The sequence below is a fragment of the Micromonospora olivasterospora genome, from assembly GCF_007830265.1.
In the GTDB taxonomy this organism is placed as follows: domain Bacteria; phylum Actinomycetota; class Actinomycetes; order Mycobacteriales; family Micromonosporaceae; genus Micromonospora; species Micromonospora olivasterospora.
The window spans coordinates 6,351,288-6,373,903 of record NZ_VLKE01000001.1 but is presented as its reverse complement, the minus strand read 5'-3'; the positions used below and the strand labels follow the sequence as shown (position 1 = coordinate 6,373,903).

At 71.1% G+C, this 22,616-nt stretch carries 17 protein-coding genes and 2 pseudogenes; 8 read left to right on the top strand and 11 right to left on the bottom strand.

Features of this window, described 5'->3' with window-relative positions; translation table 11 throughout:
* Positions 1 to 177 precede the first annotated feature (177 nt).
* The gene (locus JD77_RS28765) at positions 178 to 1,311 is read right to left on the bottom strand and encodes an IS701 family transposase (RefSeq protein ID WP_145777833.1); all 1,134 of its coding nucleotides are present in this window, start codon (positions 1,309 to 1,311) and stop codon (positions 178 to 180) included.
* Between the two features lie 288 nt (positions 1,312 to 1,599).
* On the opposite strand from JD77_RS28765, the gene JD77_RS28760 reads away from it, so the two are divergent.
* Positions 1,600 to 2,202, top strand: coding sequence for a hypothetical protein (locus JD77_RS28760; RefSeq protein ID WP_145776992.1), 603 nt, complete (start codon positions 1,600 to 1,602; stop codon positions 2,200 to 2,202).
* A 648-nt stretch (positions 2,203 to 2,850) separates the two neighbouring features.
* Here the strand turns inward: JD77_RS28760 and JD77_RS33080 are convergent.
* The 7 genes and pseudogenes from JD77_RS33080 to JD77_RS28735 form a co-directional block, all read right to left on the bottom strand.
* Positions 2,851 to 3,024, bottom strand: a complete 174-nt coding sequence (locus JD77_RS33080) for an EAL domain-containing protein (protein ID WP_211372728.1) — start codon at positions 3,022 to 3,024, stop codon at positions 2,851 to 2,853.
* The gene (locus JD77_RS28755; RefSeq protein ID WP_211372727.1) at positions 3,021 to 3,527 is read right to left on the bottom strand and encodes a hypothetical protein; all 507 of its coding nucleotides are present in this window, start codon (positions 3,525 to 3,527) and stop codon (positions 3,021 to 3,023) included. The genes JD77_RS33080 and JD77_RS28755 overlap by 4 nt, the downstream gene beginning before the upstream one ends.
* Positions 3,524 to 4,330, bottom strand: coding sequence for an SAM-dependent methyltransferase (locus tag JD77_RS28750; RefSeq protein WP_145776991.1), 807 nt, complete (start codon positions 4,328 to 4,330; stop codon positions 3,524 to 3,526). The genes JD77_RS28755 and JD77_RS28750 overlap by 4 nt, the downstream gene beginning before the upstream one ends.
* Before the next feature lie 252 nt (positions 4,331 to 4,582).
* On the bottom strand, positions 4,583 to 5,185 hold the full coding sequence (locus tag JD77_RS28745) for a dihydrofolate reductase family protein (RefSeq protein WP_145776990.1): 603 nt from the start codon (positions 5,183 to 5,185) through the stop codon (positions 4,583 to 4,585).
* The gene (locus JD77_RS34420; protein ID WP_246141066.1) at positions 5,182 to 5,703 is read right to left on the bottom strand and encodes an SRPBCC family protein; all 522 of its coding nucleotides are present in this window, start codon (positions 5,701 to 5,703) and stop codon (positions 5,182 to 5,184) included. Before JD77_RS34420 ends, JD77_RS28745 begins: the two co-directional genes overlap by 4 nt.
* Positions 5,704 to 5,825: 122 nt before the next feature.
* Positions 5,826 to 6,038 (bottom strand): annotated as a pseudogene (locus tag JD77_RS35750) (ArsR/SmtB family transcription factor); the annotation flags it as partial.
* Between the two features lie 127 nt (positions 6,039 to 6,165).
* A pseudogene (locus JD77_RS28735) lies at positions 6,166 to 6,769 on the bottom strand (phosphotransferase); the annotation flags it as partial.
* A 341-nt stretch (positions 6,770 to 7,110) separates the two neighbouring features.
* Between JD77_RS28735 and JD77_RS28730 the strand changes: the two are divergent.
* The 5 genes from JD77_RS28730 (at position 7,111) to JD77_RS28715 (ending at position 11,221) form a co-directional block, all read left to right on the top strand.
* Positions 7,111 to 8,151, top strand: a complete 1,041-nt coding sequence (locus JD77_RS28730; RefSeq protein WP_145776989.1) for a tyrosine-type recombinase/integrase — start codon at positions 7,111 to 7,113, stop codon at positions 8,149 to 8,151.
* Positions 8,148 to 8,483, top strand: coding sequence for a helix-turn-helix domain-containing protein (locus JD77_RS28725; RefSeq protein WP_145776988.1), 336 nt, complete (start codon positions 8,148 to 8,150; stop codon positions 8,481 to 8,483). Before JD77_RS28730 ends, JD77_RS28725 begins: the two co-directional genes overlap by 4 nt.
* Positions 8,483 to 9,175, top strand: a complete 693-nt coding sequence (locus JD77_RS33075; protein WP_211372724.1) for a hypothetical protein — start codon at positions 8,483 to 8,485, stop codon at positions 9,173 to 9,175. Before JD77_RS28725 ends, JD77_RS33075 begins: the two co-directional genes overlap by 1 nt.
* Positions 9,176 to 9,382: 207 nt before the next feature.
* Entirely contained in the window at positions 9,383 to 9,832 is a 450-nt protein-coding gene (locus tag JD77_RS34415) for a hypothetical protein (protein ID WP_246141062.1), read from the top strand.
* Between the two features lie 141 nt (positions 9,833 to 9,973).
* Positions 9,974 to 11,221, top strand: a complete 1,248-nt coding sequence (locus tag JD77_RS28715) for a coiled-coil domain-containing protein (protein ID WP_246141379.1) — start codon at positions 9,974 to 9,976, stop codon at positions 11,219 to 11,221.
* Between the two features lie 33 nt (positions 11,222 to 11,254).
* On the opposite strand, the gene JD77_RS34905 is transcribed toward JD77_RS28715, so the two are convergent.
* Together JD77_RS34905 and JD77_RS28705 are read right to left on the bottom strand one after the other, a co-directional pair.
* Positions 11,255 to 14,053, bottom strand: coding sequence for a hypothetical protein (locus tag JD77_RS34905; protein ID WP_145776987.1), 2,799 nt, complete (start codon positions 14,051 to 14,053; stop codon positions 11,255 to 11,257).
* Positions 14,054 to 14,070: 17 nt separating this feature from the next.
* On the bottom strand, positions 14,071 to 19,725 hold the full coding sequence (locus JD77_RS28705; RefSeq protein ID WP_145776986.1) for a hypothetical protein: 5,655 nt from the start codon (positions 19,723 to 19,725) through the stop codon (positions 14,071 to 14,073).
* Between the two features lie 719 nt (positions 19,726 to 20,444).
* Here JD77_RS28705 and JD77_RS28700 point away from each other — a divergent pair.
* A complete protein-coding gene (locus tag JD77_RS28700; protein ID WP_145776985.1) occupies positions 20,445 to 21,521 on the top strand; it encodes a tyrosine-type recombinase/integrase in 1,077 nt (358 codons plus the stop codon).
* Entirely contained in the window at positions 21,518 to 21,844 is a 327-nt protein-coding gene (locus tag JD77_RS28695; RefSeq protein WP_145774696.1) for a helix-turn-helix domain-containing protein, read from the top strand. The genes JD77_RS28700 and JD77_RS28695 overlap by 4 nt, the downstream gene beginning before the upstream one ends.
* Positions 21,845 to 21,915: 71 nt before the next feature.
* On the opposite strand, the gene JD77_RS32565 is transcribed toward JD77_RS28695, so the two are convergent.
* Positions 21,916 to 22,212 carry a hypothetical protein gene (locus tag JD77_RS32565; protein WP_170286580.1) on the bottom strand — a complete coding sequence of 99 codons (297 nt, stop codon included), beginning with the start codon at positions 22,210 to 22,212 and terminating at the stop codon, positions 21,916 to 21,918.
* Positions 22,213 to 22,616 lie beyond the last annotated feature (404 nt).

Below are 22,616 nucleotides of genomic sequence, written 5' to 3'. Positions count from 1 at the left end.
TGCAACGGCGGGTCGTGACTTATGGCGGTTCGAGTCGTTTGCGGTAGTGGGCGGCTCGGGCTTGTTCCTGGCGTAGGCGGCGGAAGTTGGACCAGTGCAGGATGTGGCTGGCGTGGTGGCGGATGGTCAGGACGAGGTGGGCGAACAGGTGGCGGATCTCGTTGCTGCTCAGCGGGATCAGGCTGCCCTCGCTGCCGGTGGTGCCCCCTTTGCGGCTTCGCGGGCGCGGGTGACGACGAGGAACGCGGCAGCGGCCATGGCCAGGGTGATGTGGCCGTACCAGGCGTCGTAGCGGCGGACCTGGTACTGGTCCAGGCCGACCTCGTTCTTCGCGGTCTGGAACGATTCCTCCACCGACCAACGGCTACCGGCGACCCGCACGAGTTCCCGCAGTCGGGTGCCGCGGGGGCCGAAGCAGACGTAGTAGGCGATGTCGCTAGGGTCGCTGATCGAGCGTCGGGCCAGGACCCAGCCGCGGCGGCCGTGGGCGAAGGTGCGGCGGATCGGCACCCGGGCCCAGTCGTAGCGGCGTGGTCCGTGCGCGCCATCGCCGCACGACAGCCGCTGCCACGCGCCCGCACGTACTCTGGCGATCAGCTCATCGACGCGGGTGGTGGTATGCAACCCGGAGGGCACCTCGTCGTCGCATCGGGTGGCCATCACATACGCGATGTCCTGCTCCTCCAGCCAGCCCCGCAGGCCGGGGTTCTGCCCGTAGGCCTCGTCGGCGGTGAACCACGAAAACGGCACCCCGGCGGTGATCGCCCGCTCCAGCATGGCCCGAGCCTGCTGCGGCTTCGTGGCGAACTCGACCTCGTCCGGGATCGCCGCCGCTCGGCACCGGTCCCGGTCGCCGGTCCACGACTTGGGCAGGTACAACTCCCGGTCGATCAACGCCCGGCCCCGACTCGTGGCGTAGCACAGGAACGTGCCGATCTGGCAGTTCTCCGTCTTGCCCGCCGTGCCTGAATACTGCCGTTGGACCCCCGCCGAGGCGCGGCCCTTCTTGACGAACCCGGTCTCGTCGGCGACGAGCACCCCGGCCGCATCGCCGATCTGCTCCACGACGTAGTCGCGTACGTCATCGCGGACCGCGTCCCGGTCCCACGCCGCGCTGCACAACATGCCCTGCAACCCGTCCGGCGAGACATGCCCAGCCTGCTCCGCGAGGGTCCAGCCGTTGCGCCGCTCCAACGGCGCCAGCAACCCCCGCACATACGCCCACGCCCGCCGCCGCGGCTCCACTCGAGTAAACCGATGCGAGAACCGGAAGAACAACTCCTCCAACCCGGCATCCCACGACCCGACCAACTGCGCATCCACCACAACCAGTCAACGAACGATCAGCAGCCGAAGCCACGACCCGCCGTTGCAGTATTAGCCGTGCCCTTGCGCGGTGACGCACGCCGCCCTGGGCTCCGCGCGTCGTCCACGGCCGGATTTGTCGCCGGTGCTGGTGCGGGCGCGAGACCGCCGCCGGGAGGAACGGGCACCGCCGGCATCGTCCGCGTTTCAGCGCCGCATCAGTGCCGTTCCAGCCCACGCCGCCATCGTGGTTGGTGGCGACCGGGTCACCGGTCACGAACAACGGGAGGGAACATGATTCGCAGGACGGGCGCGCGATGGACCGCGCTCGCCGTACTCGCCGCCGTGTTGTCGGTGCCGGGAACGGCCGTGGCCCAGGACGACAAACCGGGGCCGTCGAAGCCCACCGACTGTCCGGTCGAGACCGTCGACGACAAGGGCAACGTCACCATCGTCTACGTGCCCGAAGGCACCACGTACGGGTTGATCCACTGCGAGGGTGGGGACTGGAAATTCGGGTGGTTCCCCTTCGACTCGGCGAGCATGGCGACCGCCGACGTGATCACCGTGGACGACCGGGGTGGCGTCAAGGTCGACGAGGCGGTGATCGACGGACGGGCGGGGGACATCCGGGCCGGCGAGGTCAAGTACATCCTCGAGGCGGCCGGCGTGTCCGACCCGTACGAGCCGGACCAGGCCGTCGTGCGTTCCGAGGACGGCAAGGAGCTCTACACCACCCAGGAGCTGACCGAGAAGACGACCATCGCCGACCTCGCCGACAAAGCCGGCACCGAGGCGCCCACGGTCGAGTTCTCGAACCGTAAGTGGCCGAAGTTCACCATCACCTTCAAGTGCAAGTTGCTCCCGCCGTGGTGCTCGATCATCATCCGGTGGTGAGGCCCGGCTGACGGCAGACCGCCGACGGTCGCCCCGGCGTGGACGCGCCGGGGCGACCGTCGGCCACCACGCTCACCCGTCGGCGGACCGCCGAGCGGAGCCGAGCGGTCCGGCGCCGGACCCGCCGCTCCGGCCCCGGAGAGGGTGCCATCGGAGGACTCGGTGCCGGCCAACCTCGCCCGGATCCCCTCGGCGTCGGGATGGGCGAGTCCGTCGAGAATGGACAGCGCCTCCTGCCAGACCTGCCGGGCGGCCCGTCGGTCGCCGCTGTCGTCGTGGATCTCGCCGAGGTCGGCGAGGCTGAGTGCCACGTTGTACGGGTCGGCGAGCTGGCGATACAGGTCGACGGCCCGGTGGTAGCAGCCGGCTTACCGGCCACTGGGGGCCGGTGAGCCAGACGGGCTGACCGCCGAACTTGGTGACCGGGTCGGTCACCGGCGCCTTGGCCTGGTGATAGTTCGCGATCCGCCATACGGCAGCCATGGCGGCGACCGTAGCAGACGGGCCCAGCACCCGCCCCGCAGCCAATCGTGACAGCGCTGGTCGCGTGAGGGTGGGCCGACAGCTGCGGAAACGCGATCAGATGTCAGGGTTGCCGGCCTGGCCGTCAACGTCACCGGCGGGCCGTCAGACCTACCGGGCCGGCGGTCAGCGCCGCTGGGCGGCGACGCGTCGGGTGATCTCGCCCGGCGGTACCGGCCGACCGAAGTACCAGCCCTGGCCGGTGTCGCAGCCGGCGGCGCGCATCCGCCGGGCCCGGCTGGCGGTCTCGATGCCTTCGGCGGTGACGGTGAGCCCGAGGGTGTGACCCAGGGCGTTCACGCGTCGTGGGTGGCGAGATGCCGGAAGCGGGCCTCGTTGGCCCGTAGTGCCTGCTCGGCGCGTGCCTGCGCGGCCAACGCGGCCAGGCGGACGGCATCCTGGGCGTCCAGGCTGCGGTCGTGCACCGCGGCCGTGAACCCGGCCGCCAGTCCTTCCAGCAACGCGGTCAGCCGTACGCACACCGCGGCGTCGGCGGGCAGCCCCAGGTCGGCCGCGAGTCGGGTGTTCAGGACCGCGATGGTACGGCCCAACGCGTCTGGAGACGCGAACCCGGCGGCGACGAGATCCTCCCCGACGCCGAACCCGCAGGTGGGGTCGGGCGGCTCGGCGAACAGGCCGCCGACGAGCCGTTCGGCCAGCCCGCTGACGATTCGGTACCGCTCGGCGGAGCTGATCGGCACATAGTGCGCCCGGTGCAGCCCCTTTGCCCACGCCTTCGCGAACGTGTCCAGGCCGTGACGGTGTCGGTCGGCGAGCGAGTCGGCATCGGGGTGCCCCGTCACGCCGTACGCCCAACTCCTACATAGAAACTCATCCGCTCCGGATGGTCCCCGACATCCTCGGGAGATTCCGGACGCCACAGCGGCGACCACACCACGCCGGGTTCCACCAGTTCGAGACCGTCGAAGAACCGCTCGACCTGGGCGCGGGTACGGGCCGTGACCGGCGTGGTGGTCCGACCGCTCAGCCGCGCCCCCTCGCCCATCTCCTGTGGGCGGCTGTCGGTCGTAACGTGGCTGATGGCCAGGTAGCTGCCCGGGCAGAGCGCCGTACGCAGCCGGTTCAGGATCCCGTACGGATCGTCCTCGTCGGGAATCGCGTGCACGACCGACGCCAACAGCAGTCCCACCGGCTGGTCCAGGTCCAGCAGTGCCCGCGTCGTCGGATGGTCGAGGATGACCTCCGGCCGGCGCAGATCCTCGTGGATCGCGGCGGCGAACTCGTTGCCGGACAGGATCTGTTCGCTGTGTGCCACCGCCACCGGATCGATGTCCACATAGACCACGCGTGCGTCCGGCACGATCTTCTGGGCGATTTCGTGCACGTTACCCACGGTCGGGATGCCCGAGCCGATGTCCAGGAACTGACGGATCCCCATGTCAATCATGAAGCGGACCGCGCGGTGCAGGAACTCCCGGTTCGCCCGCGCCACCAGCCGCAGGTCCGGCACCGCCGCGATGGCCTGCCGGGCGAACTCCCGATCGATCGCGAAGTTGTGGGAGCCACCCAACCAGTAGTCGTAGGCGCGCGCGACGCTCGGCTTGCTGAGGTCTATACCTTCGGGTGCCCAGTCCGGCCGCTCCATCGCTGCCCTCCTCGTCAAACCCCCGCGCTTTCGCCACGACCGCGAGCAACGACAAACGTGTCCCGTACGCCCGTCGGACCGTGATCGCCGGCTCAACCCTAACTGACCGCCCGATCGATACCCATCCCGGCGGTGGGTACGTACGACCACCGCCGCACGCGAGGGCAGCACCGACAGGTGGGCGAGATGAGGACGTCCTGGTCTGCGGGTGACTTCGACGTGGTCCCAGGCGAGGCCGATGGCATCCTTGGCTCAGCGGACTCGGTCGTAGACGAGAGTCAACGTGCCGTGCTCGCCCGCGGCCTCGCTGGCGAGCGCCCACTGCCCGCCGGGCAGGCCGTCGTCGAAGAGGCGTGGCCCTCCGCCGAGGAAGACCGGAAAGATCGTGAGCGCCAGTCGGTCGACCTTGTCGGCCGCCAGGAGCGCCTTGATGACGCTCCCGCTGGAGAGCACGAGAATGTCGCCGCCCTCGGTCGCCTGGAGGTCCGCGACCACCTCGGCGGTCGGCTTGTCGACGATCGTCGTCCGCTCCCACGGAGCCTCGCCGAGCGTGGAGGAGAGGACCACCTTGTCGGTGTCGACGAGCCACTGCGCGAAGCCCTCGTCGCGCGGGTCGGCACCCTCCATGCCGATGACGGTGGGCCAGAAACCGAGGAACCCCTCGGCGTTGACCCGCCCGAGCAGGGCCGTCGTCGCCGGCTTCCAGAGGCTGGTCAGATGGTCACGGGCGACGTCGGTGACGGCGTACGGCATCACCCAGCCCATGTCCCGGGGGTCGCCCGGCCGGGCGTAGTGGCCGTCGAGGGAGATGCTCATGTTCGTGACGACCCTGCGGCCGGTGGTCTGCTGTGTCACTTCGTGCTCCTTGTGTCGGTGTCGTCGGTGCTGTCGGTGCTGTCGGAATGGGTGGCGACGGTCGCCGCGAGCCTGTCGAGGCTCTGGCCGAAACCGATCTCGATGCCTGCGACGAAGTCCGCGGAACCGACTGTGCTGTCGGTGATTCGCCAGTGGACGTCGAGGTCCGTGCCGGTGTCGGTGGGCCGGAGGCTGAGGTCGACGTGGGCGGTGAAGGCGAGGCCGCCGTCGGGAAGCAGGGGGGAGAGGCGGTAGGCGAGCCGCTCATTGGGGCGTACGTCGTCGACGACTCCCTCCGCGCGCCCCGCGACGAGGTCGGAGCCGTCGGCGTCCTCGGCGTCGCGATACTCCTGGACGATCCGCCCACCAGGTCGCGCCTCGAAGACGAGTTCGGAGACGCGGAGGTCGTCGGGCGTCCACCATCCGGCGAGCAGGGGGCCTCGGTCAGGTGACGCCAGACCAGCTCGGGGTGCCCCGCCAGCGACTGGAGGAACCTGAACGATCGTCCGTCGGCCCACCCCGGCGCCTCCGCGGCGAGCCGCTCTGCTTGGCGGCTGAGCCCGTCGTGGGTCGAGCCCGGGCCGCCGACCTGGCCCGCGGCGTCGGCCAGCCGGCTGAGCGCAGCCGCCAGGTCCCGCAGGGGAGCGGGCTGGAGCGCGTAGATGCGGCGCTGGCCGGTGCGCTGGGAGGTGACGACGCCAGCGCGCTCGAGGGTCTGCAGGTGCTTGGTCGTCTGCGGCTGGCGTGCCTCGGCAAGCTGGGCGAGGACGCCGACCGAGCGGGGCCGCTCGGCCAACAGGTTCACGAGCCGCCAGCGGGCCGGGTCGGCCAGTGCGGTGAGGAGAGCGTCCATAGCGAGGAGTATTTTCGACCGAAAATATTCTTGTCAAGGAATAACTTGTGGATCGGTGGGGCGCGCTCATGGCCGATGCGCGGATGGTTGATGAGGCCGTCTGCCGGACGCAGTGGTGACGGCCGGGTCAGTGGGTTGTGGCGGTGAGGCGTTGTAGGGCGGCGTGGGCGGGTGGGCCCCAGGTGGGTTTGCCGCCGGGGCGGCCGTGGATGCCGTCGTCGCCGATGAGGATGCCGCCGAGGGCGCGTGCGACTGCCCAGCCTCGGGCGCGGCGCGTGGTGGCGGTGTCCGGGGTCGGCTGGTAGGCGGCGTGGAAGTGGTCGGTGGTGTTGTTGTCTGGTAGGAGGAGCCACATGGCGGCGAGGTCGTATGCGGGATCGCCTGCGCAGAGGTCGCCGAAGTCGATCACGCCGCAGAAGGTGCCGTGGGCGGTGAGGATGTTGGCCGGGTGCAGGTCGGCGTGGAGCCATAGCGCCGGGCCTGTCCATTCGGGTGCGGTGCTCGCGTCGTGCCAGGCGGCGTGGACGGCGTCCGGGGCCGAGGGAACCGTTCGGGGGGTCGCCGAGTCGCTGCGGGACGGGGATCGGCAGCGGAAGGCGCGGGGCAAGCGTGGGCAGCCAGGCGTACTCCTTGCGTAGCAGCGCGTCAGCGGCCCCCGTCGCCCAGGGAAGCCGGACGGCCAGGTCGTCACCGAGCCGCCACAGTTGGTTGTCCCATCCACGCGCGCCTAGCTAGCGTTGTTTTTGGTCTGGAAACTACCTCCGCCGTGTATTCGAGTGACGCGAATACACGGCGGTTCGCGTGCGAGCGCGGTCCGGCCTTGGCGCTGGTGGTCGCGAAGGTAGCAGCCCGCCCGTCGTAGGGGGCCGCCGGCATGCTACCGCCTCCAGGGCTGCTTCCCGGCGCCCGTGTTGACCTGCTTGTTTGACAAGCGGGTCGCATCTGATGCGAAGATCTCGCATCTGATGCGAGGGGTGGGAGGTCACTGTCGGTGGACGTGGAACGCGCCGCGCCGGGGTCGGTGGCCCTGCATCTCGCCGACGGGGTGCGGCTGCTGCGGCCGGACGAGCAGGTGTTCGCGGCGATGCTCGACGGCTGGCGTAACCAGCAGCTCGCGCGGAACCTGTCGTTCGGCACCGTGGAGAATCGACAGCGGGCGGTGCGGGCGTTCGCCGCGCACGCGCAGGCGCTGCCGTGGCGGTGGACTCCGCAGTTGGTCGACGAGTGGTGCACCGATCTGCGGGCCGTGCGTCGGGTGCGCCGCTCCACGCTGCGCGGCTATCAGGAGGCGGTCCGGCTGTTCTGCGCGTACCTGACTGATCCGGCCTACGGCTGGGTCGGTGAGTGCGAGAAGCGGTTCGGCACGCACCCGGTGCAGGTGGTCCACGAGTGGAACGCCGCTGTTCACGTCGCCGCGGCCGAGGGGGACCCGGCCAAGCGGGCGTTCACGCTCGACGAGATGCAGGCGCTGCTGGACTACGCCGACGAGCAGGTCACCCGGATCCGGGCGGCGGGGCGTAAGGGTTGGCTGCCGGCGTTCCGCGACGCGACCCTGTTCAAGGTCGCCTACGGGTACGGGCTGCGGCGCAACGAGACTCGAATGCTGGACGTGGCCGACGTCGGCCGTAACCCGCACGCCGACGAGTTCGGCGAGTACGGCGTGCTCTACGTGCGCCACGGCAAGGCGATGAAGGGCTCGCCGCCGAAGCGGCGCAGCGTGCTGACCGTCTGGAGCTGGGTGCCGGAGATCCTCGCCGAGTGGATCGACGAGATCCGGCCGCTGCTGGCGGTCGAGGGCAACCCGGCGCTGTGGCCGTCGGAACGGGCGTCGCGGGTCGGGCTGGCGCAGATCAACGCGCGGCTGTCTGCCTACCGCGACGCCCTCGGCCTGGACGCCGGGCTGGACTTCCACTCGCTGCGCCGCTCGTATGTCACCCATCTGATCGAGGCCGGCTGGGACCCGCTGTTCGTGCAGCAGCAGGTCGGCCACGAACACGCCTCCACCACGGCGATCTACACCTGCGTGTCGTCGGACTTCCGCACCCGCACGCTGCGGCAGGCGCTTGACGCGACCATGGACGCGGCACTACGACCGGCCAGGAGGGCGCAATGAGCATGAAAAAGCAGGTCAGCTACCAGTGGCGGCTGCGGGAGATGATGGCCACCCGCGGCGTGTTCACCGCCACCGAACTGGTGCCGCTGCTGCACGAACGCGGCATCGACCTGTCCTCCTCCCAGGTCCACCGTCTCGTCACCGGCACACCCGAGCGACTGTCGCTGCCAGTACTGGCCGCGCTGTGCGACATCCTGGAGGTCACCCCCGCCGACCTGGTCGTCACCACGGCGGCCAACGTCGCCCCGCGCAAGGCCGTCGCCAGAGACGCCCCGGCGCCGGTGGACCTGGCCACGGTCCGGCCCCGGCGGGCCCGCGTGCGGCCGGACTGATGGACCGTCCCTATGCCACCGCCGAGCAGTACGAACGCTGGTTCATCCGCGACTGCGCCCGCTGCGGTCGGCGCGGCACCTTCGCGGCGCGCTGGCCTGACGGGCACGTCTGCCGCACCTGCCACGACCGGACACTACGCGCCCATGGCCGCTGCCCCAGCTGCGGCCTCGACCGGGTCCTGGCCGGACTACGCGCCGAAGACCAGGCGCCAATCTGCACCAGATGCGCCGGATTCTCCATCTCCTACGCCTGTGTCGAGTGCGGGCAGGAGGGCAAGCTACACGCCGGCCGCCACTGCACCCGCTGCACCGTCACCCGGCGCGTCGCCGAACTCCTCGACGACGGCACCGGACGCGTCCGGCCCGAGCTGGTGCCGCTGGCCGAGCTGCTGACCAGCATGGACAATCCACTCTCCGGCCTGGCACGGGTCTCATCCCGGCACGGTCGCTCCGCCGGGGCCGTCGATCTGTTGCGGGGCCTGGGGCGCGGCGACATTGTGCTGACCCACGAGGCGTTCCACCGCCTACAGCCTTGGCGCGTCGCCGCCCACCTACGCGAGCTGCTCATGCAGTGCGACGTCCTACCCCGCATCGACAAGCAGGTCACGCTGTTCGAGCGGTGGCTGCTCGAACACCTGGACACCGTCACCGAGGCCGAGCAACGCCGGCTGCTACGCCAGTACACCACCTGACACACCCTGCCCTGGCTCCGGCGCCGCACCGAACGCGGACCCATCAGCCGCGCCACCCGCAACGGCCTCGGCCAGCAGGTCCTGCGCGCCGGCGACTTCCTCGCCTGGCCAAGCCCTGCGCCTGGGCAGGTCCCGATCACCCAGCACCGCCATCTCGCGCTGCTGCGCAAGCTGATCACCGACGAGACCGGCGGACTGCGTACCCGCGTGGCCGCGATCCTCGTCCTGCTCTACGCCCAACCCCTCGGCCGCATCCTGCGCCTGACCATCGACGACATCGACACCACCGGGCCCGACGTCCTGCTGCACCTCGGCGATCCGCCGACACCGGTCCCCGAACCCGTCGCCGCACTGCTGCTGGCCCTGCGCGACCAGCGGACCAACATGCGCACCGCCACCAACCGCGACGCCCGCTGGTTGTTCCCCGGCCGCCGCGCCAGCCAGCCCCTCACCGTCGACACGATGGCCCCGCTCATCCGGGACCTCGGTATCCCGACCGTCCCCGGCCGCCTGGCCGCACTGCGCCAGCTCGTGCTCCAAGCCCCGGCACCGGTCGTCGCCCAGGCCCTCGACTTCCACCACCACACCACCCAACGGCACCACGCCGCCGCTGGCGGCACTTGGAACCGCTACAGCCCAACCCGCAACGCACCGTGACTGGCAAGCGGTGAATACAAGACGATTGGATTACCACACCCTGCCAGTCGGGCGGGCCCGCTGGCCTACAGCGGGTTCGGCAGGCCGCTGGAGTTCTGCCGGGACCGGCGGTGGCAGCCGGGCAACCGGACGTGCAAGGAGATGGCCGCCGCCGAACGCGCGGCGGAGCTGGCCACCGGGCTGGACGCCCCGCTGGCGGCGTTTCGCGCCGTGGCCGGCGACCTGGTGCCGGCGCTCACCGCGCTGACCGCCCGCCTGGAGCCGGTACTCCCGGCGGTGCACGGCGTCGAGACGGGCGCCCTGGCCCGGATCGCGGAGGCCGAGACCGCGATGGCGGCCGCCGTCGAGCGCGCCCAGACGGCGGAGGCGGAGCGGGACCAGGCCCTCAACACCGCCCACCACGCGGAGCGGGAACGGGCGGCGGCGCAGACCGAGCGGCACGCCGCCGTCGCCCGCGCCACCGCGGCCGAGCGGGACGCCGCGGACGCGGTCGCCCGCGCCGCCCGCGACGTCGCCGAAGCCCGCAAGGCCCAAGGGCGCGCGGAGGCCGAGGCGGAGGCCCGCGCGGCGACCGCCGCCCGGGAGATCGAACGCCGCCGCGCCCTGGAGGCCCAGCACGACGACGTGCGCGCCCAGCTCCGCGAGGCCCGCGCCGAGGTCAAAACCCTCACCGGCGAACTCCGCGCCGCGGAGAAGACCGGCCGCGCCGAGGCCACCCGGGCGGACCGGGCCGAGGCCACCGCCGCCACCGTCACCGCCGAGCGCGACACCGCCCGCACCGACGCCGCGCGTCTCGCCGGCGAGGTGGCCGACCTGCGCGCCCAGCTCGACACCGCCCGCACCACCATCGAGCAGCTGCGCGTCGACCTGGCCGCCGCGACCGGCCGCGCCGACACCGCCGAGCAGCGTGCCGCCGACCAGGCCGAGCAGAACACCGCCCTGCGCCGGGACCTGGCCGACACACAGGCGCAGGCCCGCGCCACCGACACCGCCCGCGCCACCGTCGAGCAGCGCGCCGAGCAGGCCACACCACCACCACCACCACCACCACCACCACCACCGCCGCCGCGGCAGCCGCCGCCGAACGGGACACCGCCCGCACCGCCCTCGCCCAGGCCGAGACAGCCCGCCACGACGCCGAAGCCGAGCTACGCGCCACGCTCGCCGCCCTGGCCGAGGTACGCCGCCAGGTCGAGCAACTCCACACCGACCGGCGGCAGGCTGAGCAGGCCGCCCAGGACGCCCGCGCCGACGCCGCCCGACTCCACGCCCAGCTCGACCAGGCCCAAGGAAAACGGCGGTGACCGCCGGCCTGGACGGTCCTTTGCCGACAGAGACATCCGGGGCGAATGCTGCGTGCCCGGCCAGACGCTCAACCCCACGCCCTAAAGATCAACTAAACGATCCCCGGTGACATGAGCGTTAGGAAACCCCCGGGTCCGGCCCCTGCCAGGTGGCCCAGTCGCCGAGGTTCCCGCTGCCGTCGCTGGCCTGATTGCGCGGCTGGCCGGGGTCGGTGGACATCGCAGCACCGTGGGTGGTCACATCAATGTCGGGATCCGGCCACCCCGGTTCCGTCCACCCCGCCGTCCAGGCCGACGCGGCCGGCCCCGCCGGCCAGGCCGACGCGGTGGGGGCGTCCGGGTCGTCCAGCGGCCAGGGCAGCCCGGGCAGCCCCGTGCCCGCCGGCGGGGCAGGTGCCGGCCCGGACATCGGCGACTGAGGTGCCGGTTCCTGCATGCCCGGTCCGGGCGGGAACGACTGTGTCCCTGGGAACTGGCTGGGCTGGTCGCCGCTGGGCTGCGACCACGATGTCGGGCCGGGCGGGGCCTGCGCCCAGGTCGGATCCATCGGTTGCGGCCCGGGGTAGAGTCCCGTGCCCACGGCCGTGGGCGGGCCGACCCACGCCGCCGGATGAAGCGGATCAAACAGATCGAGGGCTGGGTCCTCCTGCCAGGTGGCCCAGTCGCCGAGGTTCCCGCCGTCGCCGGCCTGATCGTCGATGCGCGGCTGGCCGAAGTCGGTGGACATTCCAGCACCGTGGGCGGTCACATCAATGCCGGAAACCGGCCCCGCCGGCCCCGCCGGTCCCTCCTCCATCGGCCGGGCCGACGCGGCCGGCCCCGCCGGCCAGGCCGCCGCCGTGAGGGCGTCCGGGGCGTCCAGCGGCCCGGGCAGCCCTGAGAGCCCGGGCAGACCCGTGCCCGCTGGCGGGGCAGGTACCGGCCCGGGCATCGGTGACGTATCCCCGTGGTTCAGCCGGGACAGGTCCTCACTACCCTGCGGGCGGTCCGGTCCGGGGGCGGGGCCCGGCACCGGTGCTTGCCGGGGCTGACCCGGATCGGTCACCGCGTACCGCGCCGCCACGCCACGGTGTGCTTCCTGGACCAGCTGCAGCAGACCACGGTCGCGTAACGCCACGATCCGTTTATGCACCGTCGGCCGCGGTGTGGATGTCGCCGCGGCGAGGTCTGACTCGCTGGCGGTGATGGTCCCGTCGTCGTCCATATGGTTGATCAGGGCGTTCCACAACTGCGGCAGCTGTTCCCGCTGCTGTGTTGTGGTGGCGATGTGGTCGGCGTGCTGGTTGAACAGCGTCCGGGCATCATTCCGGTTGCGTACCCACTGGCTGCCCGCGGGAAGGCCCGGCAACGGTGCTTGCCGGGGCTGACCCGGATCGCTCACCCCGTACCGCGCCGCCACACCACCGTGGCCTTCCCGGACCAGCTGCAGCAGACCACTGTCGCGTAATGCCACGATCCGGTCATGCACCGTCTGCCGCGGTGTGGATGTCGCTGCGGCGAGGGCTGACTCGGTGACGGTGATGGTCCCGTCGTCGTCCATATGGTTGATCAGGGCGTTCCACAACTTCGGCAGCTGTTCCCGCTGCTGTGTTGTGGTGGCGATGTGGTCGGCGTGCTGGTCGAACAGCGTCTGGGCATCATTCCGGTTGCGTACCCACCGGCTGCCCGCGGGAAGGCCCGGCAACGGTGCTTGCCGGGGCTGACCCGGATCGCTCACCGCGTACCGCGCCGCCACGCGACTGTGTGCTTCCTGGACCAGCTGCAGCAGACCACTGTCGCGCAATACCACGATCCGTTTATGCACCGTCGGCTGCGGTGTGAATGTCGCTGCGGCGAGGGCTGGCTCGCTGGCGGTGATGGTCCCGTCGTCGTCCATATGGTTGATCAGGGCGTTCCACAACTGCCGCAGCTGTTCCTGCTGCTGTGTTGTGGTGGCGATGTGGTCGGCGTGTTGGTCGAACAGCGTCTGGGCATCATTCTGGTTGCGTACCCACTGGCTGCCCTCGGGAAGGTCCGGCGACGGTGCTTGCCGGGGCTGACCCGGATCGGTCACCCCGTACCGCGCCGCCACACCAGGGCGTGCTTCCTGGACCAGCTGCAGCAGACCACGGTCGCGTAATGCCACGATCCGTTTATGCACCGTCGGCTGCGATGTGGATGTCGCCGCGGCGAGGTCTCGCTCGGTGACGGTGATGGTCCCGTCGTCGTCCATATGGTTGATCAGGGCGTTCCACAACTGCGGCAGCTGTTCCTGCTGCGGTGTTGTGGTGGCGATGTGGTCGGCGTGCTGGTCGAACAGCGTCCGGGCATCATTCCGGTTGCGCACCCACCGGCTGCCCTCGGGAAGGTCCGGCGACGGTGCTTGCCGGGGCTGACCCGGATCGGTCACCCCGTACCGCGCCGCCACACCAGGGCGTGCTTCCTGGACCAGCTGCAGCAGACCACGGTCGCGTAATGCCACGATCCGTTTATGCACCGCCGGCTGCGATGTGGATGTCGCCGCGGCGAGGGCTGACTCGCTGACGGTGATGATCCCGTCGTCGCCCATATGGTTGATCAGGGCGTTCCACAACTGCGGCAGCTGTTCCCGCTGCTGTGTTGTGGTGGCGATGCGGTCGGCGTGCTGGTCGAACAGCGTCCGGGCATCATCCGGGTTGCGCACCCACTGGCTGCCCGCAGTGGGTTGGGGTTGGTCGGGGTGCAGCGGGGCGGGGGTGGTGGGTGGCTCGTCGGCCGGGTGATGGGGGGTGTCGTAGGCGTGGACAGTGCCGGCGTCGGTGCGGGTCACCGCCGGGGAGGGCGCGAGGGATGGTTGCCAGTCCATGTCCGGCCCCTGCCAGGTGGCCCAGTCGCCGAGGTTCCCGCTGCCCTCGCCGGCCTGATCATCGATGCTCGGCTGGCCGGGGTCGGTGGACATCCCAGCACCGTGGGCGGTCACATCAATGTCGGAAACCGGCCACCCCGGTTCCGTCCACCCCACCGTCCAGGCCGACGCGGCCGGCCCCGCCGGCCAGGCCGACGCGGTGGGGGCGTCCGGGTCGTCCAGCGGCCAGGGCAGCCCGGGCAGCCCGTGCCCGCCGGCGGGGCAGGTGCCGGCCCGGACATCGGCGACTGAGGTGCCGGTTCCTGCATGCCCGGTCCGGGCGGGAACGACTGTGTCCCTGGGAACTGGCTGGGTTGGTCGCCGCTGGGCTGCGACCACGATGTCGGGCCGGGCGGGGCCTGCGCCCAGGTCGGATCCATCGGTTGCGGCCCGGGGTAGAGTCCCGTGCCCACGGCCGTGGGCGGGCCGACCCACGCCGCCGGATGAAGCGGATCAAACAGATCGAGGGCTGGGTCCTCCTGCCAGGTGGCCCAGTCGCCGAGGTTCCCGCCGTCGCCGGCCTGATCGTCGATGCGCGGCTGGCCGAAGTCGGTGGACATTCCAGCACCGTGGGCGGTCACATCAATGCCGGAAACCGGCCCCGCCGGCCCCGCCGGTCCCTCCTCCATCGGCCGGGCCGACGCGGCCGGCCCCGCCGGCCAGGCCGCCGCCGTGAGGGCGTCCGGGGCGTCCAGCGGCCCGGGCGGCCCTGAGAGCCCGGGCAGGCCCGTGCCCGCTGGCGGGGCAGGTACCGGCCCGGGCATCGGTGACGTATCCCCGTGGTTCAGCCGGGACAGGTCCTCACTACCCTGCGGGCGGTCCGGTTCGGGGGCGGGGCCCGGCACCGGTGCTTGCCGGGGCTGACCTGGATCGGTCACCCTGTACCGCGCCGCCACGCCACGGTGTGTTTCCTGGACCAGCTGCAGCAGACCACGGTCGCGTAATGCCACGATCCGGCGATGCACCGTCGGCTGCGATGTGGATGTCGCTGCGGCGAGGGCTGGCTCGCTGGCGGTGATGGTTCCGTCGTCGTCCATATGGTTGATCAGGGCGTTCCACAACTTCGGCAGCTGTTCCCGCTGCTGTGTTGTGGTGGCGATGTGGTCGGCGTGCTGGTTGAACAGCGTCCGGGCATCATTCCGGTTGCGTACCCACTGGCTGCCCGCGGGAAGGGCCGGCAACGGTGCTTGCCGGGGCTGACCCGGATCGCTCACCCTGTACCGCGCCGCCACGCGACTGTGTGCTTCCTGGACCAGCTGCAGCAGACCACTGTCGCGTAATGCCCCGATCCGGTCATGCACCGTCTGCCGCGATGTGGATGTCGCCGCGGCGAGGGCTGGCTCGCTGGCGGTGATGGTCCCGTCGTCGTCCATATGGTTGATCAGGGCGTTCCACAACTGCGGCAGCTGTTCCCGCTGCTGTGTTGTGGTGGCGATGTGGTCGGCGTGCTGGTTGAACAGCGTCCGGGCATCATTCCGGTTGCGTACCCACCGGCTGCCCGCGGGAAGGGCCGGCAACGGTGCTTGCCGGGGCTGACCCGGATCGCTCACCGCGTACCGCGCCGCCACGCGACTGTGTGCTTCCTGGACCAGCTGCAGCAGACCACTGTCGCGCAATACCACGATCCGTTTATGCACCGTCGGCTGCGATGTGGATGTCGCCGCGGCGAGGGCTGACTCGCTGGCGGTGATGATCCCGTCGTCGTCCATATGGTTGATCAGGGCGTTCCACAACTGCCGCAGCTGTTCCCGATGCGGTGTTGTGGTGGCGGTGTGGTCGGCGTGCTGGTCGAACAGCGTCCGGGCATCATTCCGGTTGCGCACCCACCGGCTGCCCGCGGTGGGCTGGGGTTGGGGTTGGTCGGGGTGCAGCGAGGCGGTGGTGGTGGGTGGCTCGTCGGCCGGGTGATGGGGGGTGTCGCCGGCGTGGACAATGCCGGCGTCGGTGCGGGTCACCGCCGGGGAGGGCGCGAGGGAGGGTTGCCAGTCCATGACCGGCCCCTGCCAGGTGGCCCAGTCGCCGAGATCCCCGCCGTCGCCGGCCTGATCGCGCGGCTGGCCGGGGTCGGTGGACATCCCAGCACCGTGGGCGGTCACATCAATGTCGGAAACCGGCCACCCCGGTTCCGTCCACCCCACCGTCCAGGCCGACGCGGCCGGCCCTGCCGGCCAGGCCGACGCGGTGGGGGCGTCTGGGTCGTCCAGCGGCCAGGGCAGCCAGGGCAGCCCGGGCAGCCAGGGCAGCCCGGGCAGCCCCGTGCCTGCCGGCGGGGCAGGTGCCAGCCCGGACATCGGCAGCGTATCCCAGTCGTCCAGCGGCCCGGGCAGCCCCGTGTCCGCCGGCGGGGCAGGTGCCAGCCCGGGCATCGGCACCGTAGTCCCGTAGTCCAGCCAGGACAGGTCTTCACCCTGCGGGCGGTCCGGTCCGAGGGCAGGGCCCGGCACCGGCAATTCCGCCTCTGGATCCCGCGACGGGCCCCGCATCCACTGGGCCGCGGACGCCGGGCCAGGACCGGACGGGTCGCCGTCTTGCGCTGGATCGGGCGACTGCCCGTGTGAGGTGTTGCCGGCCCACCGGTGCCGGCCGCCAGCGGCGGCGAAGTCCTCCTGGTCCGGCCAGCGCACGCCGGGTTCCTGACCGTTCTGCACGATGTCCGCGGTTCGTACCGCCTCCACCAGGTCCGGTCCGAACAACTCCACCGAAGCGTCCGAGAACAACACCGACCGTACCGGCTCGTCCACGTGTGGCCGCAGCTCGCCGGGTATCTGGTCCACCTCGTGCGTGGACGACATCAGCCGCCGGGCGCGCAGCCGGGTGCGCAGCCATTCACCGAAGGAGGTGGCCTGTCCCGGTGCCTGCCATGCCGCGTCGCACCAGACCAGCATGATGTCGGGTGCGTCGCCGCCGCGCTGCCGCGCCTGCGCGACGGCGTGTTGCCAGGCGGGCGAGGCGGTGAGCATCCGGAGGAACAAGGCCTGACGTACCGGATCGTCGGCCAGCCGCTCGGCCAGGTTCCGGTGCCCGGCGATGGTGAACCATCCCCGCACCCGCGGCAGCGCCCGCGCCGCCGTGCGGTCCGCCGCCGCCGCGTCCGGATCCGCCGCCGCCGGGTCTGCGAAGTACACCCCGCTGAACGTGTCCGCCATGACGATGTCCCTGGACACCTCGAACAGTCGGGGCAGGATCCCGTCCGGCGACGCCGTCTGGATACCGATGTCCGCGGCGAGGCGGCGCAGCTGAGCGTCGCTGGCACGGCCGTGGCCGCCGCTGGCGAGGTCGTGGATTCGTTGCCCGGCCGGCCCGGTAGCCGCGACGGCCGGCTCGCCGAGACCGGCAGAGTCGGCACCGACCGGTTCGTCCAGCACCGACACGTCACCGATCGAACCCGTGTCCCTGAAACCGGTCGAATCCGTGTCTCTGGAGCCGAGATCGGGGCTGAACACCGCATCGCTTGCCACGGACACGTCACTGACCGGGGTCGTGTCGCTGGCGTAGATCGGCGTGGCGTCAACGCGGAAGGCAGCGCCGCCCGGCTCCGTACTGCGGGCGCTGGCCGTGTCCGGCATGCCGGGCGTGCTGCCGCCGGCCTGCGTGAGCACCTGATGGTATCCATCCACCCAGTCCCCTCGGAACAGTTCGGCGAGGGTGTCGTGACCGGCCGGGTCGACACCGTAGCGGTGGGCCAGGGCGGTGAACTGCTTTTCTGCCAGGCTGGCCGCGGCTGCGGTGTGCTGCTCGACAGTCACCGACACTGCCGGCGCGCCGGTACGCCAGCTTGCCGGGGCGTCCGCCGGGAACGGGATGGCGTGCGGTGCGGTGATATCGGCAATGGTCGCAGCCGAGAAACGGGCGGGCAGGTCGGTGACCACCTGCCGGACCACGTTCGCCACGGCACTGACCTGCGCGGCGTCGGGACCGGCCACCACAGCGGGCAGCACAGCGGGCAGCACGGCGGGCAGCACTGCGGGGGCACCGAGGATCGCATCGAGGCTTCGGTCCACCCAGTTCCGCGTTTCCCTCTCGACCACCTCGACCGCGGCGGCGGACGGCACCCCCGCCCCGGCGCCTGCCGGCACGCCCGCGGCCGACGACGTGCCAGCGCCGGTCGGCGTGCCGGGGCCTGTCGGCGTGCCGGCGGTGAGGTGCTGGTCGATGTGGTGTTGAACGGCCAGGTGCGCGAGCGCGCGCAGCGCCTGCCGGTCGAACTCCGCCGGCAGCCCGGCGACCACCTGCTCCGACCGCACCTCGGCCGGGATCTGCTCACCCGCGGACGCCAACGCCTCGACCATCCGGGCCACCGCCCGCTGCCGAACACCCGTCAAAAACCCCTCGGTCAGCGCGGCAGCGGGCAGACCGACATCGGACAGGAAACCCGCAACAACCCGATCACCCCGCCGGGCCTCGACCCACCCGGCGAAAACCCCCTCGACCGGCACGGCGAGCGCGGCCATGCTCTCGCCCGCCCGAGCCACCCCGGCCAGCAACCCACCGTAACGATCCACCAGATCCTGCTGGAACCGATACCACCGCTCCACCACCGGCCCACCCGCTGCCACAACCCACGCCGGCACCGGCGCAACCGGCACCGACAGGCTCGGCACCGACCACGACGGCACCGACAGGTCCAGGCGCGGCACGGGCAGGTCCAGACTCGGCGTGAGCATGTTCGATGCCGGCAGCGGCGGCGGGGTGGGCGGCGGGGCCTGCGTGCCGGCAGCCACAGCCTTCGGATCGTCGACCCCGCTCTGGTAGCCCGTGGACGGGTCCACACCAACCGGTGTCGACGCCACCGGCAGGACCGGCCTACCGTCGGGCGTGAACGCGATATGCGGCACCCGCACCCGGGGCCCATTCATGGCGCGACTCACGACGATCCCGAGGCCGCTCGCGGCCGCCCCGCCCGTCCCCGACAGCGCCCCGGACAGAAGATCGGCACCGAGATTGCCGGTGTCGTAGTACCCGTCGACCATCAGGCTGGCACCGATACCGAACAGCCCCTCCGTGCCGGTCTCCAACACCGGCCGCGTCAACAGATCGGTCAACAGCATTCTGGTGGTGTCCGACAGGCCCAGCTTGCTGACCGCGGCGGCGACAGCGCCAGCGGCCTTGCCCAACGCCGGCCCGCCCGCCGTGCTCAGGAACGCCACCGCCCCCGCGAACGCCGCCTGCTTACCGACCGCCGACCAGTTCACCCCCGACTGCAAACCATCGGTCATCATCGACACCTGCGCCAACAGCGCAGAACCCGGCATGAACAACATCTGCATCGCCGTGCTACTCGCCGCCGACCGCACCAACGCCGAACGCAGGACCACCTGAATGATCGTCCGCGCCTGAGCGACGTGCGCCGCCGCCCCCACCGGATTCCACCACCACATCGCGGCCGCGGCGGCGAACTCGGCCTGCATGAAGGAGAACATCGCCACCGTCGTACGCTTGCCGGTCTCCGCCTCCAGGAAGAACTTCTTCTCCGCCTCCACCACGGCGAGCATCAGATCGGCCGTCTCGGCCATCTTCCCCACGAACGGAACCGTCTGCGCCACGAACCGGTCGAAGGCCTCACCCTCCCCCGCCTGCCGGACCGCCCTGACCGTCTGCTCCAGCAACGGACCCAGCACCGCACGCACCCGACCCGCCAGCAACTCCAGCGTGCCGATGTCATCCCACAACAACGGCAACCTCGCCCGGGACACCCGCACCCCGGTGAACCCTTCCAAAACCCGCAACGAACTCTCACTGAGCTCAACAGTCGAAAAAGCGGCGGCGACCAACGCGCAACGCTCCTTCCCCGCTCCCGAACCAAGGACACCCAGTACGGATTAGCCAGCCCCGCGGACCGCCCACCCCAGCCCCGACCACCTCGCCGGCGACAACCTCGCCACCCCGTCGCCCACCCGGCGGCCAAAACCCCCACACCTCGCCCCGCGATGCGACCGACGCCCACCACCCCCACCGACAGCGTTGATCGCCGAGAGCCACGCACCCCTCACCGCAAAGTGACGGTAGTCGACACCGGCGACACCAGCCATCCCCACCCACACGTGCGCCACCCCACACCCACACCCCACGCCGGGCCCCGGACGGGGGCCTGACCCCCGACCCGAGCCGTTGAACAGGCCCATGCCAGACCAGACCCACCACCTGATCGACCAACCCGCAGCGGTACTCCGAGGCGTTGGGGCCCGTCATGCCCGCCCTCCGCAAAACCGGCGCGCTCACCCGCGCCGCCCACCTCACCTGGTGGTCGGTGCCACGCCGTACATAAGAAACAACCCGCCAGTTCCCCACGTGGTGGTCTGAGGTCTGATCCTGTTTCCCCTGGCCAGGGCGGGAGTCTGCGGGTCTTCCGCGCGACTGAATGGGGTTGACGTCACTTCAGAAATTCTGAGTCGTTGTCGTCGTCGGTGACTGATTGATGTCGCCGGTGAAGGCGAGGAGGCTCGGGTTGGGACTGGCGGTCGTGCGGGATCTGCGGGTGGTCCGGGCCGAGCCGGGGCCGGAGGACATCGCCGAATTCGAGACCGACGTGCTGGCCGGGTTCGTGCTGGCCCGCGCGTCGGCCGGGTTGGCGGACGCGACGATCCGCGGCGACGTCGGGCACCTGGAGCAGGTACGGACCTGGTTCGGCCGGCCGCTGTGGGAGATGGAGCCGGCCGACGCGGACGCCTACTTCGGTCGGGTGCTGCGCGAGACGGCCAAGGGCACCCGGCTGGCGCGGGCGCAGGCGCTCAAGACGTACTTCCTGTTCCTGGAACTGCGTCACAAGGTCGAGATCCACAACCTGACCGGTCGGGTGGTCGAGTGCCCGATCGACGAGCTCAACCGGCCGCGCGGTGGCACCGAGGCGATGCTGCGTATCCCACCGACCGACGCGGAAGTCGAGGTGCTGTTCGCGGGGTGGCGGGAAGAGCTGGCGACCTGCCGGAAGTTCGCGCCCACCGCCCGCAACTACGCCGCGGCCCGGCTGATGGCCGAGGTGGGCTTACGGGTCGACGAGGCGTGTCGGCTGGACCTGCACGACGTCAAGTGGGACCTGGGCCGGTTCGGCAAGTTGCACGTGCGTCACGGCAAGGGCGCGCGGGGTTCCGGGCCGCGGGAGCGGATCGTGCCGCTGATCAACAACGCGCGGCGGACCCTCGCCTGGTTCGTCGCCGACGTGTGGGGCCACTTCGACGACGACCACGTCCGGCCCGGCGCGCCACTGTTCCCCTCCGAGCGTAAGCACGCCGACGGCACCAGCCGTCGGGTCGGTGACGACGCGCTGCGCGCGGGGCTGGCCGAGGCCGCCGCCAAGCACTTGCCGGGCTGGGCGGACACGCTCACTCCGCACGTGCTGCGCCACTATGCGGCCTCGCGGCTCTATCAGGACGGCCTTGATCTGATCTCGATCCAGGAGATCCTCGGCCATTCCTGGATCGCCACAACTATGAGGTATGTCCATGTTCATCGCACCCATGTCGAGGATGCCTGGGCCGCGGGGCACGAGCGTGCCGCGCAACGATTGAAGGGGCTGCTGGCGTGAAGTGGAACCTGCGGCTGGCCGCCGCTCAGCGTGGGATCTGGAAGGCCAGCGACCTGCAGCGGATGCTGGCCGAGCACGGCCTGGTCATCTCCGCCGGGAAGATGTCGGGCCTGTGGTCCGGGCAGCCGGCCAGTATCAAACTCGATGACCTGGACGTCATCTGCGTCACGATCGGCTGCACCGTCGCCGACCTCCTCGTCGCCGAACCGGAGAGGGTCACCAAACCCGTTGCGGGACAAGGGAAACCCGTTGTTGCTGTCGGCGGCGCCACGACAGCGGTGGTGCCGCAACGACGCGACGGCCGGTCACTACCGCCCGCGTGAGCATCCCACGACGGCCACGCGGCGCTGGCGCGCTGGCGATCGGCTGCGCCGAGTGCTTCGCCTGGGGCGTACTACCCAGCCGCCGCTGCGTGGCCTGCCGCAGCTTCCGACAACAGCACCCCGACGACGCCCAGTGCGCCGGCTGCGGCCGGACCGTGCCCCTGACCGAGCTGCTCCACCGCCTCGGTGAACCGATCAGTGATCTGCCCCTGAGCGGTGAGACGATGCTGCTCGCGGTTGGCCTCGCTGGTCTCACGGTTGGCCTCATTGGTGATGTACAGGCCGATGGCCACGAACAGCACCGACAGGATGCTGCCGATGGCCACCAAACGCTGCCACGGGTCAGGCTTGACGTCGATCGGCCCCACCTCCAGCCGAGCCGCCGCGGGCCGCGAGGAACGTGGCACCCGCAGCCCGTCCGTGTATTGACCTGCAGCTCTCAAACGCCGCCTCGAAGCGGACACACGTTGACGGTTCCCAGTACCCGGCTGACCACGAAACGACATACGTCCATTGCAGCCGACCGCGACCAATAAGAAGAACCCACAGTCACACCCAGGCATCGCGCCCAAGCGGTCCAGCCGCCCCGCCGAGCTGTTCGATCCTGGCCGCAATGTCGGCCGGTCCCGGCCGCCGTGTCCGCCCAGGTAACGGCCGCTGGCTGCCTTGTACGCGGCACACCCTCTTGCATTCTCGGCCCGACCGCTGGGGGAGGGGCACGCGGTGCGGGGCGTGAGCTTCGAGGTGCGCGGCCAGCGTCGCGACGAAGAAG

Excerpts from the sequence above, each read along its gene's own strand:
- JD77_RS28760 (WP_145776992.1), top strand. The coding sequence starts at position 1,600 with ATGATTCGCAGGACGGGCGCGCGATGGACCGCGCTCGCCGTACTCGCC.
- JD77_RS28750 (WP_145776991.1), bottom strand. The coding sequence starts at position 4,330 with ATGGAGCGGCCGGACTGGGCACCCGAAGGTATAGACCTCAGCAAGCCG.
- JD77_RS28725 (WP_145776988.1), top strand. The coding sequence starts at position 8,148 with ATGAGCATGAAAAAGCAGGTCAGCTACCAGTGGCGGCTGCGGGAGATG.
- JD77_RS33075 (WP_211372724.1), top strand. The coding sequence starts at position 8,483 with ATGGACCGTCCCTATGCCACCGCCGAGCAGTACGAACGCTGGTTCATC.
- JD77_RS28715 (WP_246141379.1), top strand. The coding sequence starts at position 9,974 with ATGGCCGCCGCCGAACGCGCGGCGGAGCTGGCCACCGGGCTGGACGCC.
- JD77_RS34905 (WP_145776987.1), bottom strand. The coding sequence starts at position 14,053 with ATGTCCACCGACCCCGGCCAGCCGAGCATCGATGATCAGGCCGGCGAG.